This window comes from Desulfacinum hydrothermale DSM 13146 (assembly GCF_900176285.1).
GTDB lineage: Bacteria > Desulfobacterota > Syntrophobacteria > Syntrophobacterales > DSM-9756 > Desulfacinum > Desulfacinum hydrothermale.
Genome location: NZ_FWXF01000006.1, coordinates 147,680 through 164,120 on the forward strand (window position 1 = coordinate 147,680; position 16,441 = coordinate 164,120).

16 protein-coding genes are annotated in these 16,441 nt (G+C 62.8%); 11 read left to right on the plus strand and 5 right to left on the minus strand.

All coding sequences use genetic code 11. The features are described 5' to 3' along the window. Window positions 1-35: 35 nt before the first annotated feature. Window positions 36-320 (plus strand): HU family DNA-binding protein, encoded by a 285-nt coding sequence (locus B9A12_RS07360; protein WP_084057240.1) that lies wholly within the window; start codon window positions 36-38, stop codon window positions 318-320. A gap of 504 nt (window positions 321-824) precedes the next feature. Here the strand turns inward: B9A12_RS07360 and B9A12_RS07365 are convergent. Further along, entirely contained in the window at window positions 825-1,811 is a 987-nt protein-coding gene (locus B9A12_RS07365) for a glycosyltransferase family 9 protein (RefSeq protein ID WP_170920425.1), read from the minus strand. 322 nt (window positions 1,812-2,133) lie between these two features. Here B9A12_RS07365 and B9A12_RS07370 point away from each other — a divergent pair, with 322 nt between their 5' ends. The 5 genes from B9A12_RS07370 to B9A12_RS07390 all read left to right on the plus strand — a co-directional run bounded on the left by B9A12_RS07370 (window position 2,134) and on the right by B9A12_RS07390 (window position 8,387). Beyond that, a complete protein-coding gene (locus B9A12_RS07370) occupies window positions 2,134-2,472 on the plus strand; it encodes a P-II family nitrogen regulator (protein ID WP_084057242.1) in 339 nt (112 codons plus the stop codon). A gap of 63 nt (window positions 2,473-2,535) precedes the next feature. After that, the gene (locus B9A12_RS07375) at window positions 2,536-3,921 is read left to right on the plus strand and encodes an ammonium transporter (protein ID WP_084057243.1); all 1,386 of its coding nucleotides are present in this window, start codon (window positions 2,536-2,538) and stop codon (window positions 3,919-3,921) included. A gap of 141 nt (window positions 3,922-4,062) precedes the next feature. Continuing rightward, window positions 4,063-5,073, plus strand: coding sequence for a radical SAM protein (locus tag B9A12_RS07380; RefSeq protein WP_084057244.1), 1,011 nt, complete (start codon window positions 4,063-4,065; stop codon window positions 5,071-5,073). 174 nt (window positions 5,074-5,247) lie between these two features. Then, window positions 5,248-7,056: an AMP-dependent synthetase/ligase gene (locus B9A12_RS07385; RefSeq protein ID WP_084057245.1), complete on the plus strand. Its 1,809-nt coding sequence runs from the start codon at window positions 5,248-5,250 to the stop codon at window positions 7,054-7,056. After that, window positions 7,056-8,387 (plus strand): DUF362 domain-containing protein, encoded by a 1,332-nt coding sequence (locus tag B9A12_RS07390; RefSeq protein ID WP_084057246.1) that lies wholly within the window; start codon window positions 7,056-7,058, stop codon window positions 8,385-8,387. The genes B9A12_RS07385 and B9A12_RS07390 overlap by 1 nt, the downstream gene beginning before the upstream one ends. A 104-nt stretch (window positions 8,388-8,491) precedes the next feature. Here the strand turns inward: B9A12_RS07390 and B9A12_RS07395 are convergent, their stop codons facing one another. From B9A12_RS07395 to dtd, 4 genes are all read right to left on the minus strand, one after another. After that, window positions 8,492-9,568, minus strand: a complete 1,077-nt coding sequence (locus B9A12_RS07395) for an Lrp/AsnC ligand binding domain-containing protein (protein ID WP_084057247.1) — start codon at window positions 9,566-9,568, stop codon at window positions 8,492-8,494. Further along, window positions 9,465-10,163: a metallophosphoesterase family protein gene (locus B9A12_RS07400; RefSeq protein WP_084057248.1), complete on the minus strand. Its 699-nt coding sequence runs from the start codon at window positions 10,161-10,163 to the stop codon at window positions 9,465-9,467. Before B9A12_RS07400 ends, B9A12_RS07395 begins: the two co-directional genes overlap by 104 nt. Window positions 10,164-10,228: 65 nt before the next feature. After that, entirely contained in the window at window positions 10,229-10,720 is a 492-nt protein-coding gene (locus B9A12_RS07405) for a DUF1285 domain-containing protein (RefSeq protein ID WP_170920426.1), read from the minus strand. Window positions 10,721-10,767: 47 nt separating this feature from the next. Then, window positions 10,768-11,217 carry a D-aminoacyl-tRNA deacylase gene (dtd, locus tag B9A12_RS07410; protein WP_084057293.1) on the minus strand — a complete coding sequence of 150 codons (450 nt, stop codon included), beginning with the start codon at window positions 11,215-11,217 and terminating at the stop codon, window positions 10,768-10,770. A gap of 231 nt (window positions 11,218-11,448) precedes the next feature. Between dtd and B9A12_RS07415 the strand changes: the two genes are divergently transcribed. The 5 genes from B9A12_RS07415 (at window position 11,449) to B9A12_RS07435 (ending at window position 16,418) form a co-directional block, all read left to right on the plus strand. Continuing rightward, entirely contained in the window at window positions 11,449-12,834 is a 1,386-nt protein-coding gene (locus tag B9A12_RS07415; RefSeq protein ID WP_084057250.1) for a B12-binding domain-containing radical SAM protein, read from the plus strand. A gap of 344 nt (window positions 12,835-13,178) precedes the next feature. Next, window positions 13,179-14,894 (plus strand): bifunctional sulfate adenylyltransferase/adenylylsulfate kinase, encoded by a 1,716-nt coding sequence (locus B9A12_RS07420; protein ID WP_084057294.1) that lies wholly within the window; start codon window positions 13,179-13,181, stop codon window positions 14,892-14,894. An 80-nt stretch (window positions 14,895-14,974) separates the two neighbouring features. Further along, complete coding sequence (locus B9A12_RS07425) at window positions 14,975-15,523, plus strand: YIP1 family protein (protein ID WP_212636864.1); 549 nt, start codon at window positions 14,975-14,977, stop codon at window positions 15,521-15,523. Between the two features lie 14 nt (window positions 15,524-15,537). Next, on the plus strand, window positions 15,538-15,723 hold the full coding sequence (locus B9A12_RS16920) for a hypothetical protein (protein ID WP_084057251.1): 186 nt from the start codon (window positions 15,538-15,540) through the stop codon (window positions 15,721-15,723). Beyond that, window positions 15,720-16,418 (plus strand): 4Fe-4S binding protein, encoded by a 699-nt coding sequence (locus B9A12_RS07435; protein WP_084057252.1) that lies wholly within the window; start codon window positions 15,720-15,722, stop codon window positions 16,416-16,418. Before B9A12_RS16920 ends, B9A12_RS07435 begins: the two co-directional genes overlap by 4 nt. Window positions 16,419-16,441 lie beyond the last annotated feature (23 nt).

A 16,441-nucleotide genomic window follows, 5' to 3' on the forward strand; every position in this document is an offset into this window, starting at 1 on the left:
GGACCCTTTAACGCAGGAGACAAGGAGCGAACGCGATGACCAAAAGCCAGCTCATCGAAGCCTTGGCCAAGGCGGAAGGCATCACGCTGAAAGCAGCGGAACTCGCCGTCAATGTGACGTTTGCCAGTATGGAAAAGGCCCTCATTCAGGGGGATCGTGTGGAAATTCGCGGCTTCGGAAGCTTCAAGGTAAAAGAATACGAAGGCTACAAGGGCCGCAACCCCAAGACGGGGGAACTGATCGAGGTGAAGCCCAAGCGCCTGCCCTTCTTCAAGGTGGGCAAGGAGCTCAAAGAACGCGTGGACAGCGACTCCCCCTAAAACCCGGCCATCGTCTGCCAAACACTCAAGGGCCCGTCGGCACTTCCGCCGCGGGCCCTTTTCTCTTTTGAGAACACCCGATCATGGGGTGTCTGCAGGCCGTGCTCGGGATAGTGGGCTGCAGCGGGTTGCTTCGTACTGTCTTGCTTCAGCGGAACATGGATTTTGCTATTCCCCAATTAGCAGCCCTTTCGCATTGAGCTGAGCCCGGCTGGCAGGGCTTTAAGGATGACCACGTGTCCCTGTGTAGTTAACCGATCTGGAGGAAAATTCCAATTCCGTCCGACGGTAAACAAAGGCCCACTCACGGGGAACCTGTCCGACAAAGGCCTTTCGGCCTTTTTGGGGAATTTGTAACCAGTTGAAATGCCACTGTGCCATGGGGTTTTGATTGAGTACTCACACGGCCTCGTGGGAGGGGGTTCCGAACCCGCACCCACCTGCCGCAAGGCCAGGCCGGCAGGGGCCAAGCCGGCCCGTCACCTGGAGCCGGGACGCCGCGGCTTAGTGGAAAGCGCCGACCATGCACTGGAAAAAGCGGTGGCACACATCGGACACCGTGTGGATAGCCGCCCCCGGGTCCCGGAGATCCCAGTTCAGCACCTCTTCGGGAGTCCAGTGGTCCTGAAAGACGTGCACGTTCGGTCCCCGGGGAGCCCACACCCGCGGATCCGTGGGGCCGAAGATGACCAGTGAGCAAGTTCCCACGGCCGCCGCCAGATGACTCACCCCGGAATCACAGCCCACGAAAAAGCCCGCCAAGGACAGCAACGCCGCCACCTGATCCAGATCCCAGCCGGATACCCGGTGCCCCCCGAACCGCCGCGCCATGTGATCCACAAAGGGCACATAGGCGTCATCGGCCGGGCCCGTCAGGAACACCAAAGGCACGGGCAAGGTCTCGTCCATGTACCGCAAGAGCCGCTGCCACCGGGCCAAGGGCCACACCTTGGCCCGGCCGCCGCTTCCCACATGCACCAGGCCGTATCCCCCGGGGCCAAGGCCCCGCGCAACAAGCCAGCGCTCCACGGTTTCCCGGGCCGAGCCCAACGGAACCACCTGGGGCGGGTCGGGGTCGACCGGCCAGCCCAAAGATCCCAGCTGATCCGCCACAAAGCGCGTCACCGGTCCCTTTCCGTCTTCCTTCGCTGGAAAGGATTGGACCCAATGAACGGGTATGGGAAGGCGCTCTCCAAGCCGCTGAACCCACGGGCGAGCCCCCGGCTGCCCCACCCAAAAGAAGGCCTCCGGCCGCAGGAGATCTTCCGGGATCGGGACCTCCTCCCAGGCATCGTCCCGATACAGAGCGTCCCAAAAGGGCGCCTCCAGGCCGTGGATCTGGACCGCGTAGGGTTTTCCCTCCAGCAGGGCCCGGTATCCGGGCCGGGTCCAAAGGTCGAAGCACTCCACGCCCCGTTGCCCGTAAAGAGCGTCCAGAATCGGCACAAAGAGCACAAAATCACCCAACGCCCCCTGATGAAGAAAACCCAAACGGCGACCTCCCTCCCGGCCGCCATCTCGGTTGCACCCCGCCCGTTCCACGGATGCCTCCTCCCACTCTCTTCCTATTCCTTTGACCACCCCGTGCGCAGCCCTGTGACACGCCCCCACCGGGGCGTTGGAACAAAATGGGGCCTGAGTCCCCAAAAATGGTACATCTTTGTATCTTTTTTTGTCCATCACTCAAATTTGCAAAGGATGCCCCAATACATTTTCCACTGTAACGTCAACACCTTAAAAAAAATCGCCCACCTTGGCCAGAGATTTGCCCATGGATAGGTCAACCATCACTCACACCCAGGAGGTTGCCGACATGACCAAAATTGAAGCCATCATCAAACCGTTCAAGCTGGGCGATGTGCAGGAAGCCCTCATGGCCCTGGGCGTCCAGGGCATGACGCTCACGGAAGTCAAAGGATTCGGGCGCCAGAAGGGCCACGTGGAGCTCTATCGGGGCGCCGAATACCACGTGGACTTCCTCCCCAAGCTGCTCTTGACCGTGGTGGTTGCCGACGACCTGGCCCCGGCCGTCGTGGAGGCCATCCGGGAAGCGGGTCGCACGGGAAAGATCGGTGATGGCAAGATCTTCATCAGCCAGCTCAAGGATGCCATCCGCATCCGCACCGGGGAACGGGGAATCCAGGCCCTCTGATCCCCGGGCCCAGGGGGTCTTATACATTTTGGAACCTATCACGTCCTATCGGAGGAGAATCCCATGTTTTATAAAACCCTGAGGATTGCTGTCTGGTTTGTCACCCTGATGTTACCTGCAACGGCGCTGGCCGACGGTCCCACGGCCGCGGATGTGCAGACCCATCTGGATTACGTGTGGACGCTCATGGCCGCGGCCCTGGTCTTTTTCATGCAAGCAGGTTTCGCCCTGGTGGAGACGGGCTTTACGCGGGCCAAGAACGCCGTGAACATCATGATGAAAAACCTCATGGACTTTTCCATCGGGACGTTGGGCTTCTGGGCCGTCGGCTTCGGGCTCATGTTTGGAGCGAGCCTGGGGGGTTGGGTCGGCACCAGCGGTTTTTTCCTTTCCGACTACGCGCCGGGCGGCAATCCCTGGGTGCTGGCCTTCTGGATGTTCCAGGTGGTCTTTTGCGCCACAGCGGCCACCATCGTTTCCGGCGCCTTGGCGGAACGTACCAAGTTCGTCTCCTACTTGTGCTTTTCCTTTGTGATCAGCGCCATCATCTATCCTGTCTTCGGCAGTTGGGTATGGGGAAGTCTTTTCCATGGAAACGGCTGGCTGGAAAAGCTGGGGTTCATCGATTTCGCCGGCTCCACGGTGGTCCATTCCGTGGGCGGCTGGGCGGCCTTGGCCGGCACTCTGGTCCTGGGGCCACGCATCGGCAAGTACGACGCCCAGGGGCGCCCCCGGGCCATTCCCGGCCACAACCTTCCCCTGGCCGCCCTGGGGGTCTTCATCCTGTGGATCGGCTGGTTCGGCTTCAATCCCGGCTCCACCACCGCCGGGGTCAAGGACATCGCCTGGATCTTTGTCAACACCAACCTGTCCGCCGCCGCCGGCACCATGGGGGCTCTCATCACCATCTGGACCATCGCCAAAAAGCCCGATCTCACCATGACCCTGAACGGGGCCCTGGCGGGCCTGGTGGGAATCACGGCCGGCTGCAACAACGTGAGTCCTGCCGGCGCTGTCATGATCGGCTTCCTTGCGGGTATCCTGGTGGTTGTGTCCGTCCTCTTCTTCGATAGGATTCGGATAGATGATCCGGTGGGGGCCATCTCGGTCCACGGAGTGTGCGGAGTGTGGGGCACCCTGGCCGCCGCCATCTTCCATACGGGCGGCTTCTCCATGGGGCAGCTGGGGGTGCAGGCGCTGGGAGCGGCCGCCGCCTTCCTGTGGGCCTTCCCCACGGCCTACCTCACCTTCCGAGTCCTTCATGCCACGGTGGGCCTTCGGGTGAGCCCCGAAGAGGAGATGAACGGCCTGGACCTGGAAGAACACGGCGAAAGCGCCTATCCGGATTTCGCCTTGATGGCCGGTGGCACCTCGGCTGTGGTGCCCAACAATCCCGCAGGCACCAAGGCCCATGCCCCTGCGCGCAAGCCGATCCACGCCGGAAGCTGAGAGAACCCATTGTGGGGCGGGGCCCTCAGGGCCGCCCCGCCGAACAAAAGATTCCATCCCTCGCCCTTTCTTGCTGTATAAGAAGTGAGGTGGGAACGGAATTATGTGTGATGGCTGAGATGGGAGCCACGAGGGAAGTTCATGGCCTTGTTCTCCCAAACGCTGACCATTGGAAAACTCCGCTCCGGCGGAATCATCACCAACTACCACTGCTCGTCCCGGTGCCGGCATTGTCTCTATTGCTGTAGCCCCAGCTGGCCCAAGGATACCATGGACCGGGAGACGGCCCGAAGGGCCATGGAGACCATCCTCCGGCTGGGGTGCGCGTCGGTTCACGTGGGAGGAGGAGAGCCTTTCCTGGCCCCGCAAAAGCTGCTCACCGTGTTGCGCACGGCCCGGGAGGTGGGCATGGGCGTGGAGTACGTGGAGACCAACGCCTCTTGGTTCGTATGCGATCAAAAGGGAACGGAAATCCTCCATGCCTGTGCCAAGGCGGGGCTCCGCACTCTGCTCATCTCCATCAGCCCGTTTCACGCTGAGTTCATCCCGTTTTGCCGGGTTCAAAACCTCATGGAGGCCTGCCGCAAGGCGGGCCTCCACGTCTTTCCCTGGGTGGACGGCTTTCGGCCGGACCTGGAACAGCTGGATCCCCACACGACCCACGACCTGCAGGAACTGGTGGATCTCTTCGGCCCCGACTACCTGCGCCGGATTCCCCGCCGGTACTGGATCCATTATGGGGGCCGGGCGGCGCTCTTTTTCGGCCGGGTCTTCGGAAGACAATCGGCCCAAGCCGTCCTGGACGCCAACGACCGTCCCTGCTCGGAACTGGCCGACACGAACCATTTCCACGTGGATCTTTACGGCCGCTACATTCCCGGGTTGTGCAGCGGCCTGGCCGTACACATGGCGGACCTGGGCCGGGCCCTGTCCGAAGACACATACCCGCTCCTTTGCCTCCTTTTCCGCAAGGGCATCCGGGGCCTTTTCCAATTCGCTTGGGAAACCCATGGATATCGACCCTCCCGGGATTATCTCAACAAGTGCGATCTGTGCCTGGACATCCGGCGGCACCTAACCCTGGAGGCCGGGACCCATTACGCGGAGCTGCACCCGCGGACCTTCTATGAACAGTGGTGGCTGGAACCGTAATGCACTCCCACCTTTCTTTGCTTGCGCCCCGAGGCGCTTTTCGCTAGTTTGGTTCGTGCACAATCTGCCAAGCCCCATTCGATCCCATTGCAAGGAATAGCCGAACCGGCGCGAGATCTTTTCCGCGGCGCATCCCTGGCACCCGTAACCAACAACCAGGAGGGGCAGCACGGCATGAAAGCGTATTCTCACCTCTTCATCCAGCGAGCAGAAAAAGGCGGCGACACAAGGGCTCTTGCCTATCGCGACAACGGCCAGTGGCGGGACATGACCTGGAACGCCTTCTACGATGCGGTTCGCCGCACCGCCCGAAGCCTGATCGCCTTGGGGGTGGATGCCCAGGACCGGGTGGCCATCTGGAGCCACAATCAGCCCCGCTGGACCATCGCGGACCTGGCCTGCCAGCTCGTTCGGGCGGTTTCTGTTCCCATCTACCCCACCAACACGGCGCAGCAGGCGGCCTACATCCTGAAAGATTCCCAGGCCAAGGTGGTTTTTGTGGGCACCGAGGACCAGCTGTCCCGGGCACTGGAGGTGATGGGGGACCTACCGCACATCCAGGCCGTGGTGAGCCTGGACGACTCGGCGGCGCAAGTGGCCTCGGAAAAGGTCCTGACCTTCGACGCCTTTCTGGATCTGGGGGAAGCGTCCCACGACAACCAGGTGTCCAGACGACTGGAAGAGGCCCGGCCGGAAGATCTTCTCACCCTCATCTACACGTCCGGCACCACGGGGGAACCCAAGGGGGTCATGCTCACCCAGTCCAACGTGCTCTTCCAGATGACTTCCCACGACGGCCGGATCCTGCCGTGCGGCGAGTCGGACGTCTCGCTGTGCTTTCTTCCCCTGTCCCACGTCTTTGAACGGACCTGGACCTACTACGTCTTGCACAAGGGGATGACCAACGCCTACCTGGACGACCCCAAGCAGGTGATGGAAGCCATGCAGCAGGTGCGGCCCACGGTCATGTGCACGGTGCCGCGGCTGTTGGAAAAGATCCACGGGGCGATCCAGGAAAAGGTTCAGTCGGCGCCCACGTTCCGCCGGCGCATGTTTCGCTGGGCCCTGGCCGTGGGTGATGCCTACTTCCAGCGTCAAAAGGACGGCCTGGGAGTTCCTGCCGGCCTGGGCCTTCGGCATCGTGTGGCCGACGCCATGGTCCTTTCCAAGCTCAAGGCGCTTTTCGGAGGCCGGATCCGATTCATGCCCTGCGCCGGAGCTCCCCTCTCGGCGGAAATCGAGCGGTTCTTCTGCGGCGTCGGGGTGTTGGTGGTGTGCGGTTGGGGGCTTACGGAAACCACCGCCACCGTCACCTGCCACGAAACCAAGGGATTTTCTTTCGGCACGGTGGGACGACCGCTGCCCGGACTGGAAGTGCGCATCAATCCCCGCAATCAGGAAATCCTGGTTCGCGGCCCCAACGTGATGCAGGGCTACTACAACAAGCCGGAGGAAACGGCCGCCGTCTTCACCGAAGACGGTTGGTTCCGAACCGGGGATGCAGGCACCTTCGACGCTTACGGTGAGCTGATCATTACCGACCGGATCAAGGACCTTTTCAAGACCTCGGGCGGCAAATACATCGCGCCACAGATGATCGAAACCCTGGTGGGAGCGGATCCGGCCATCGAGCAGATCACGATCGTGGGAGAAGGGCGAAAGTGCGTGACGGCTTTGGTGGTGCCCAGCTTCGAAAACCTTGAGGGCTTTTTGCAGGAAAAGGGACTTGAAGATCTTTCCCGGGAAGAACTGGTGAAGCATCCTGTCTTCACCACCTTTTTCCGAAACAAGATAGACGAATTGACCCGGGTTCTGGCTCCCCACGAAAAGATCGTGCGCTTCACCCTCATCCCCAAGGAGTTTTCCCAGGAAGACGGGGAGATGACCCCCACCTTGAAGCTCAAACGCAAAGTGATTTTGGAACGTTACGCGGACATCATCGAAGATATGTACCGGAAAATCGATCAGGCGGGGAAGAAGTGATGAACGCAGCCCCTTCTCATACGGTGGCCCTGGAAACCTATGAAAAACCGGTGGAATCGGTGGCCCGGGTCATCGAGGCGGCCGGAGGCTTTCCGCCCCTGGGACCGGACACCCGCGTCTTCATCAAGCCCAACGTGGTCACCTGGACCCCGGCCGTGGATTTTCCCAAATGGGGCGTGATCACCACGAGCCGGGTGGTGGAAGACGTGGTACGGGCCCTTCACGATGCGGGAGCGCGGCGTATCACCCTGGGCGAAGGGTTGGTGTCGGTGGATCCCAGAGAAAAGGGACTGGCCCAGGCGGCCTTTACCTCTCTGGGCTACTTCAAGCTGGCAGACCGCTACGGAATCCAGGTGGTGGACGTCTTTCAGCGGCCGTTTCGGAAAGTGGCCGTGGCCGACGGCATCAGCCTGAACTTCAACCGGGACGCCCTGGAATCGGACCTCATCGTGGATCTTCCCGTGCTCAAGACCCATGCCCAGACGGTGGTGAGTCTGGGCATCAAGAATCTCAAGGGGCTCATCGACATGGCGTCCCGCAAGCGATGCCACAGCGCCGATCCCCAATGGAACCTGCACCGGATGGTGGCCGCACTGCCCGCGGGACTTCCGCCCGTGTTCACCGTGATCGACGGCATCTTCAGCAACGAGCGGGGTCCCGCCTTCGACGGAACGCTGCATCGTATGAATGTCCTGGTGGCTTCCCGCGATCTGCTTTCCGCGGACATGGTGGGCGCCCGTCTGCTCGGCCACCACCCCGACCGGGTCCCGCACCTGGTGCATGCCGCCCGCGCGGCCGGTCGTCCCCTGGATCTTTCGGACGTGCGCATGGCGGGCGAAAGCCTGGACAGCCTGGCCCGTCCCCACGATTTCTCCTTTCCCTACACCGAAGACGGCTCGCTTCCCGCCCTCATGGAACAGATGGGCATCCGGGGCCTGAGCTACCCCAAATACGACGACACCCTGTGCACCTACTGCTCCATGCTCAACGGCCTGGTGCTCACGGCCGTGGCCCGCGCCTGGTCCGGAAGCCCCTGGGACGAGGTGGAGGTGCTCACGGGAAAGGCCATGCAGCCCACTCCGGGCAAGAAACACACCATTTTGCTGGGCAAGTGCATGAGCCAGGCCCACAAGAACAACCCGAACATCCTCCACCCCATCCCGGTGCCGGGATGTCCCCCCAAGCCGGGGCGGATCGCCGAGGCCTTTCGGGAAGCGGGCATTCCCGTGGATGCGTCCATCCTGGAGTCTTGGGCCCTTTTCCCTGGCCGTTTTGTCAAGAAATATGCCGGAAAGGATGGATTCGACGAGGCCTTCTTCCGGATTCCGTGAATCCGGTGGAAAAGCACACAATGGTTGTGAAGGCGGGCGCGACAAGGCGTGAGGCGCACGCGGCCAGGAATCCCATGCCCCGCCCCGCAGCCCATGCGCCGCCTTCAGTCCTTGATCTTGGACATGCCGGGGATGAGCGTCTTGGTGAAGTGGACGCCGGGAAGCTGGCGGATGTTTTCGTGGACGAAGTCGGAAATGACCTCCGCGTCGGAACTCAGCAGGTCCCGGGTGAGCTGGATTTTCACCAGCACATCCACGTCGCCATGCACACTGTGGATCTCCCGAACCTCTTCCAGCTCGTAGAGCCGTTCCACGATCTTGTGTTCCTTTTTGGCCTGCACGCTCATGAGCACAAAGGCCGTGATGTTGCGCTGCATTTCCGGGTATCGAACCCCGTCGCCTCCCGACATCTTCTCTCGAAACGCCTCCATGTCGTCCGGCAGGATCTCGTTGATACCGATACCGTAGTGGCGCCGCTCCCCCTTCTCCCACAGCCGCACGGAAATATAGGTGTAGAGATCCGCCGCGGTTCTTCCCGGAAACTCTTCCAGCAACCGTTCCTTTTTGATGATGGCGCACAGAGGCCGATAGATGTACTGGTACCAGTCGGCGGCGGCGTCTGGAAAGGAAACGGGGCCGCCGCGTGACTTTTCCAGAAAGGCCTGATGCCGCCGGATCTGTTCCAGCAGGTGCTCATACTGGCCCGGTTCGGACAGGGTGATGTCGGCGTGGAGCTGGGTGGCATCCAGAAAGTCGGCCCGCTGGCGGTAGAGCACGCCTTCCAGGTCATCCCCGGACGGAACGAATTCCACGATGTGGGCCAGGATCTCGTCGTGGCCCAGGGCCTTGGCCGCCGCCACCCGATGGTTGCCGTCTTCCACGTAGTAGGCGTCCCGAATCTGCCACAGGCGTACGGGCGGAAGGACCTTGCCGCGGCGCATGGCGTTCTTGATCCCTTCGAGACGTTCGGACGGGGCCTGGTTCTTCAGGCGGAACTTGTCGTCGAAGTCCTGGTAGCGTCCCACGCTTCCCACGATTTTGGCCAGGGGGACGGTCCGAATCCCCCTGTCGCGGCATTCAAAGGCTTCGTCGGCGCGCTGCAGGTCTTCGAAGGAGACGGTGCCAGAGCCGTGCGGGGCCTTTCTTTTCCAGAAGGCCCATGTGCGGAGCCACTCTTTCATGGTCGATCTCCAGCAGGTAGAAACCAAAGGTGTTGATGACAAGGGTCCGTCCCAGCCTTGTGATGCGCTCGGACGGATCGGCAAAGGACCGATGGATGTGGCCGTGGATAAAGTACGCCGGCTGATAGCGCCGGATCAGCTCCAGAAAAGATTCAAAGCCCCGGTGACACAGGTCCTCCCCGTCTCCCACGCCGCGCGGCGGGGCATGGGTGATGACCACGTCCACGCCTCCGTGCCACCACAGACTCGCCCGAAGCCCGCGCAGAAGGCGCTGCATCTCCTTTTCCCGGTACTGCACCGGTCCCCCGTTGTACCACATGGACCCTTCCAGTCCCAGCACGCGGAGCCCTTCCACGATCGTCACCCTCCGGTGCAGATTCACCAGACCGGGCCGATCCATGGCCCCGGGGCGAATGTCGTGGTTTCCCCGAACGTAATGAACCGGCAGGTCGAAGGACCGGGACAGACGGATCAGGTATTCCGGCGGAAGATCCCCGCAGGAAAAGATCATGTCCACCGGGCCGAACCGGCCGGGATCCAGCAGGGGATCCAGGTCCGGATCGATCACATCGGAAACAGTCAAAACGCGCCACATCACCAGGCCCTTTCCTTTGGTGCCGCGCCGCGAAGACCTGCGCGCACCGGGCCGTCGCAAGGGATTCAGGCGGGCCCGTTGATCGGGATGGGATAACGCCCATCGCCAACGCGCAGAACGAACCCTTCGCCCTTCTCGTCCGGTTCGATCCACTGAGCGATCTGGTAATAGGCGGGCCGGGAAAATCGGGCCGGAAAGGATCCGCCTCGCACCCGGCAGTAGAGCACGTTGTCCCGGCCGACCCACAGGGTCTCCGGATCCAGCCATTCCGCTTCTTCCAGGTGCTTGAGCGTGAGCCGGATCCGCTCGGCGCCCGTTTCATCAGTCACCTTGTCCACCCGGGTGACCACAAACGGGGTGTCGTCCACCTGGATCGGATGGTGCGCTCCCTGCCAATCCAAGAAATAGCCGCCGTCCTCATCGCGGCCCAGGTGTTCGTAGAAGGTCTGGAGGATCTCCTTTCGGAAGATCAGCCGCGGCCCGTAGTGCCAGTCGCCTTCCGCGTCCACATGAATGTCCACCTCTTGGGAGGACATCTGGAAAGGTTCTTCCTGCATGGTCATGTCTCCATTGTCACTGGGCCGAGACCCGCCGGAGGCCCCCTTCAAAACGCCTTGGAGCTGTCCACCAGCAGGGTCACCGGACCGTCGTTGGTCAGGTGCACGGCCATGGTTTCCTGGAATCGCCCCGTGGCCACCGCGATGGGATAGGTCCGCAGCCGGGCCACGAAGCATTCGAACAGCTCCCGGGCCCGTTCGGGCGGGGCGGCCTCCACGAAGGACGGGCGCCGGCCCTTTCGGCAATCGCCCCACAGGGTGAACTGCGAAACAGCCAGCACGCCGCCGTTGATATCCAGGACAGACCGGTTGAGCTTCCCCTGGTCATCGGCAAAGATGCGAAGGTTCACGATCTTGTCGGCCAGATAGTGGGCGTCCCGATCCGTGTCCTGGCGTCCCACGCCCACCAGCACCAGAAGCCCCGCGCCGATCGCGCCCACCGTCTGTGCGTCCACGTCCACCGACGCCCGGCTGACCCGCTGCACCACCGCCCGCATCTTTGCCCCTCCCATCCATCGTTCTTTGACCTGAAGCACGGCTCAGGATATATAAGCGGCGCTTTCATTGGCAATTCCTTTTGCCGGAAAAGTTCTCATTTTGACGGATCGGGAGACGGGCAGGGGCTCCAGGCCGCTCACGTCGAACGCCCAACGACCCACGACGAGCGGGGGATAGGGACCGGATCCCGCCCGACGCCAGGCTCCCAGGCAGAAAGGGGTACCACCTTCATGTCGACCCGCTCCAAGCCGCCCTTCGTGCTCCTTGTCAATCCCTGGATCACGGACTTTGCCGCCTACGACCTGTGGGCCAAGCCGCTGGGGCTCCTTGTGCTGGCCGCCCTTTTCCGCCAAGGAGGTTACCGGGTGGCGTTGGTGGATTGCCTGGACCGGCACGACCCGGACACGGCCGCACGGCCGGACGTGATCCCCGGTGGCGACCGCCTCTACGGAACCGGCAAATACCCCAAGATGCCCCGACCCACGCCGGAAATCTTCGGAGACTTTCCGCGCACCTTCTACCGTTACGGGATGCATCCGGAGAGTTTCCGAAAGAAGCTCCAATCCCTTCCCCGACCCGACCTGGTCTGTGTCACCAGTTCCATGACCTACTGGTATCCCGGCGTGACGGAAGCCATCGCCCATATCCGGGACATCTTCCCGGAAGCCCCGGTGTGGTTGGGCGGGATCTACGCCCGCTTGTGCCCGGAACACGCCCGGAAAACCTGCGGTGCCGACCGCGTGTGCACGGAACCGCTCATCCAAACGGCGGCCCGGGCGGAAGCCCTTCTGGGGCACCCGCTTTCCAATCGCCCCCAGTGGGCGTCTCCCGCGGATTTTCCCCTTCCCGCCCTGGATCTCATACCCCGCCTGTCCTATGGCCCCGTACTCACGAGCCTGGGCTGTCCCTACCGCTGCCCCTATTGCGCCTCGTGGCGCCTTCAGCCCGAACGCATCACCTTTCCAGTCCGGCACGTGACCCGCCAGATCCTCCACGTCCATGACCGCACGGGGGTCCAGGACTTCGCCTTCTACGACGACGCGCTCCTGCTGGGAAATCCAGGGATCCGCCCTGCACTGGAAGGACTGATTCAAGAAGACCGATCGCTTCGCTTCCACACGCCCAACGCCCTGCACGTTCGGGCGCTCGTCGATCCCCACTGGTGCCGCCTTCTGTACCGAAGCGGATTCACCACCATCCGGCTCGGCCTGGAAACCACCCGCCCCGACAAGCAGCGGGCCTGGGGCGGCAAGGTGGAACAGGACATGTTCTTTCGAGCGGTGGAAAACCTTCACCGGGCCGGTTTTCGTGGCGAACAGATCGGGGCCTACCTCTTGTGCGGCATGCCGGACCAGACGGTGCAAGAGGTGGCCGAAGCCATCGAAACGGTCAGGCGAGCGGGAGCCATGCCCCACCTGGCGGAATACTCTCCCATCCCCGGCACGGCGGCCTGGCGTCAGGCCGTTCGGATCAGCCCCTTTCCCATCGAAACGGAACCCCTCACCCACAACAACACCTTTTTCGCCTGCCGCCGTCCCGACTTCACCCTGCAGGACCTGCAGGAACTCAAACGGCTGGCGCTGGAAGCGCGAAGACACGGCAACCGAAAAGACTAAAGACCGCCGACAAAGAACCGGTGCCCAACCAGGTGTTGGGGTTTATGCCCGTGGCATCTCGCCCCCTGCCGGGTAACACACCAGCGTCGACCCGCAGGGAATGGGGCCCTGTTGAAACGGCCCGATCCGGGCTGCCCCACGACCTGGGACCAGGCGGCATTTCCAGCAAGCTCCCCTCTGGAGCGCGCGGCCTTGTCAGAAGCCGGGTGTTTCTTTATGCTGGGGAGCCCAGGCGGCCCTCCATGGCCTCGACCGGACGGCTGCCGGCGGTTTCCACGGCACCCCGTCTTGAATCTGAAAACACGACCGACCTCGATGAAAAGCAAAAACGGAGAAAGGACCTCATGAGCGATTTCAGCTGGGACGCACACGGCGGGACACTGGTCAACCTGGTGGTGGATGAAGAAAGGGCGCAGGTCTTGAAAGACCTGAGCCAAGGCATACCCAGCCTCACTCTGAACGGGCGTCAACTGGCGGATCTGGAACTGATCCTCAACGGAGCCTTTTCACCCCTTCGGGGTTTCATGACCAGTGCGGACTACGAATCGGTCCTGGACCGGATGCGTCTCCAGGACGGAACGCTCTGGCCCCTGCCCATCTGCCTGGACGTCACGGAAGCGGAAGCACGGGGGCTGGAACCCGGCCAATCGGTGGCCCTTCGTGATGCGGAAGGGTTCATGGTGGCCGTCTTGCACATCCAGGACATCTGGCCCGCGGACAAGGAACGCGAAGCGGAAATCGTTTACGGGACCACGGACACGGCCCACCCGGGAGTGGACACCTTGTTGCATCAAAGCGGCACCCACTACGTGGGCGGCACGCTGGAAGGGGTGCAACTGCCCCTGCACTATGCCTTCAAACGCCTTCGCCACACGCCCCCTGAATTGAGGACGCTCTTCAGGAAGCTGGGCTGGCGCCGCATCGTGGGCTTCCAGACGCGCAACCCCCTTCACCGGGCCCAGTTCGAAATGACCCTTCGGGCCATGGATCAGGCCAAGGCCAACCTGCTGCTGCACCCGGTGGCCCGCCGGGCCCGGCCGGGCGACATCGACTACTACACCCGGATCCGGTGCTATCAGGCCGTCAGCCGGTACTACCCGCCCAATATGATGCTCTTGAGCCTGCTCCCATTGGCCATGCGCATGGCGGGCCCCAAGGAAGCCCTCCTGCACGCCATCATCCGCAAAAACTACGGCTGCACCCATTTCATCGTGGGCCGGGACCACGCCAGCCCGGGCAAGCGCCCCGACGGCACTTCGTTCTATCCCCCGGAAGGGGCCATGGAACTGGCGACCGATCTCCAGGAAGAACTGGGGATCGGGATTTTGCCCTTCGAGGAAATGGTCTATGTGATGGAAGAAGACGCCTACATGCCGGCAAGCGAGGTGCCCCCGGACACCACGGTGCGTTCCCTGGCCCTGGACGATTTCCACCGGCGCCTTCGCGAGGGGAAACGGGTCCCGGAATGGTTCACTTTCCCGGAGGTGATCGAAGAGCTCCAGCGCGGCTATCCGCCCCGGCACAAGCAGGGATTCACCATCTTCTGCACGGGCCTTTCCGGAGCAGGCAAGTCCACCATCGCCCGGATCCTGTACGCCCGGTTCCTGGAAATGGGAGGACGGCCCGTCACGTTGCTGGACGGAGACATCGTGCGGCGCAACCTTTCCAGCGAGCTGGGCTTTTCCAAGGAACACCGGGATATCAACGTGAGGCGCATCGGCTTCGTGGCCAGCGAGATCACCAAGAACCGGGGGATCGCCATCTGCGCCCCCATCGCTCCCTACGCCGCCACCCGCCGCCAGATCCGCCGGTTGATCGAAAACTACGGCGGGTTCGTGGAAGTCCACGTGGCCACTCCCCTGGAAGTGTGCGAAAGCCGGGACCGCAAGGGCCTGTACGCCAAGGCCCGCGCCGGACTCATCAAAGGCTTCACGGGTATCGACGACCCCTACGAACCACCGGAAGCCCCGGAGGTGACCATCGACACCACGGAACTCACCCCCGATGAAGCGGCCCAGGAGGTGCTTCTCTTCCTGGAACGGGCCGGCTACATTAAGTGATGAGTGAGGCAGGGTGAGCGGGAAAAGGCCGGAATCGGGCCAGCAGGCCGCCCCATGAACAACCCGTATGCGGAGGGAACATGATGGACGGGCTGATCCAGCGGATGATTCGAGCTGCAAAACTGGACGTGAGTCTCTACGAAGAGGTGGAAGCGGACAAGACGGCCATGGGCCAGGCCATGACCGTGGTGGTGCTTTCCAGCGTGGCGGCCGGCTTGGGCAATATGACCATGGGGGGTCTGAAGGGGCTGGTGCTCATCACCCTGATCGCCCTCATCGGCTGGGTGGTCTGGGCCTATCTCACCTATTTTATCGGCACCCGGCTTCTGCCGGAGCCCCAAACGGAAGCGGACCTGGGGCAGCTTCTTCGAACCATCGGCTTTTCCAGCGCCCCGGGACTCGTCCGCATCCTGGGGATCCTTCCCTTCCTTCGAAACATCGTCTTTCTGGCGGCCGGCATCTGGATGCTTTGGGCCATGATCATCGCCGTGCGCCAGGCTCTGGACTACCGGAGCACGTGGCGCGCGGTGGGCGTGTGTCTCATCGGCTGGTTGGTACAGACCGCCATGCTGGCGCTTTTCTTCTCCCTCGTGGGCCATCCCACCATGATGCACCACGGCGGGCCCTGAAAGAGGCGGCGTTCATGCACCCTCGAGGACACCCGGAGACGCCGGGAAGGGCGGAGCGTCTGGCAGTGTGGGGCGTTCTGGCCCTGCTTCTGGCGGTGGCCGTGGGCGTATGGGTCCGGCAGTTTCACGCCGATCCGTTTCTTTCCGCCACCGCCTTGCCCCCGTCTCCAGGGGAAGCGTCCGGACCGTCTCCCATGTGATCCAACCCGCTTTCTGGGAAGCCGGCCCGGAGGGGCTCTGGACGCCCATCCTGGATTTCAGGGCGGGTTCCAGCGGGTGCCAGTGGAACTGCGTGGCCTGCAGCCGGATCTGCCCCACGGCCGCCATCCGTCGTCTCAGCCTGGAAGAAAAGCAGGGGAAGGGACCCTTTGAAGCGGCGGGACCGGTCCGCATGGGCCTTGCCTTCGTGGACCGAAGCCGGTGCCTGCCCTGGGCCCTGGATCGCCCTTGCCTCGTCTGTGAGGAAAACTGCCCCGTGAGCCCCAAGGCCATCCAGACCCGAGAGGCTCGGGTCACGATCTTTCAAGCGGATCGAGGGACGCCCGCATCGGATGAGCGGCGCCTGATGCTGCCGGGATTTTCGCCCCCCGGGGATGCCGCGCTTCCCGAAGACGTTTATCTTGACTCGAACAGCACCGCGAACGCCCGGCCGATCCCCGTCACCCAGTGGGGACATGGCTGGGTTCGCCTGGACGATAGGGCCCCGGTTTCCTGGAAACCGGAGCGGCCCGGCCCGGTGCGCCTGGTCCGCAGACTCAAGCGCCCCCACGTGGACCCCCTCCGGTGCGTGGGCTGCGGCATCTGCCAGCACGAATGCCCCGTGCGGGGCGTTCCGGCCATTCGGGTTTCGGCCGAAAACGAATCCCGCCATCCCAAACGGCGCATGGTGGTATGATGAGGACTTCACGATCCACCACA

What these genes read in the sequence shown, in the direction of transcription:
- B9A12_RS07415 (WP_084057250.1), top strand. Translation starts at nt 11,449, where the DNA reads ATGTCGACCCGCTCCAAGCCGCCCTTCGTGCTCCTTGTCAATCCCTGG.
- B9A12_RS07395 (WP_084057247.1), bottom strand. Translation starts at nt 9,568, where the DNA reads ATGAAAGAGTGGCTCCGCACATGGGCCTTCTGGAAAAGAAAGGCCCCG.
- B9A12_RS07385 (WP_084057245.1), top strand. Translation starts at nt 5,248, where the DNA reads ATGAAAGCGTATTCTCACCTCTTCATCCAGCGAGCAGAAAAAGGCGGC.
- B9A12_RS07390 (WP_084057246.1), top strand. Translation starts at nt 7,056, where the DNA reads ATGAACGCAGCCCCTTCTCATACGGTGGCCCTGGAAACCTATGAAAAA.
- B9A12_RS16920 (WP_084057251.1), top strand. Translation starts at nt 15,538, where the DNA reads ATGCACCCTCGAGGACACCCGGAGACGCCGGGAAGGGCGGAGCGTCTG.
- B9A12_RS07380 (WP_084057244.1), top strand. Translation starts at nt 4,063, where the DNA reads ATGGCCTTGTTCTCCCAAACGCTGACCATTGGAAAACTCCGCTCCGGC.
- dtd (WP_084057293.1), bottom strand. Translation starts at nt 11,217, where the DNA reads ATGCGGGCGGTGGTGCAGCGGGTCAGCCGGGCGTCGGTGGACGTGGAC.
- B9A12_RS07425 (WP_212636864.1), top strand. Translation starts at nt 14,975, where the DNA reads ATGATGGACGGGCTGATCCAGCGGATGATTCGAGCTGCAAAACTGGAC.
- B9A12_RS07360 (WP_084057240.1), top strand. Translation starts at nt 36, where the DNA reads ATGACCAAAAGCCAGCTCATCGAAGCCTTGGCCAAGGCGGAAGGCATC.
- B9A12_RS07400 (WP_084057248.1), bottom strand. Translation starts at nt 10,163, where the DNA reads ATGTGGCGCGTTTTGACTGTTTCCGATGTGATCGATCCGGACCTGGAT.
- B9A12_RS07405 (WP_170920426.1), bottom strand. Translation starts at nt 10,720, where the DNA reads ATGCAGGAAGAACCTTTCCAGATGTCCTCCCAAGAGGTGGACATTCAT.
- B9A12_RS07370 (WP_084057242.1), top strand. Translation starts at nt 2,134, where the DNA reads ATGACCAAAATTGAAGCCATCATCAAACCGTTCAAGCTGGGCGATGTG.
- B9A12_RS07375 (WP_084057243.1), top strand. Translation starts at nt 2,536, where the DNA reads ATGTTTTATAAAACCCTGAGGATTGCTGTCTGGTTTGTCACCCTGATG.
- B9A12_RS07420 (WP_084057294.1), top strand. Translation starts at nt 13,179, where the DNA reads ATGAGCGATTTCAGCTGGGACGCACACGGCGGGACACTGGTCAACCTG.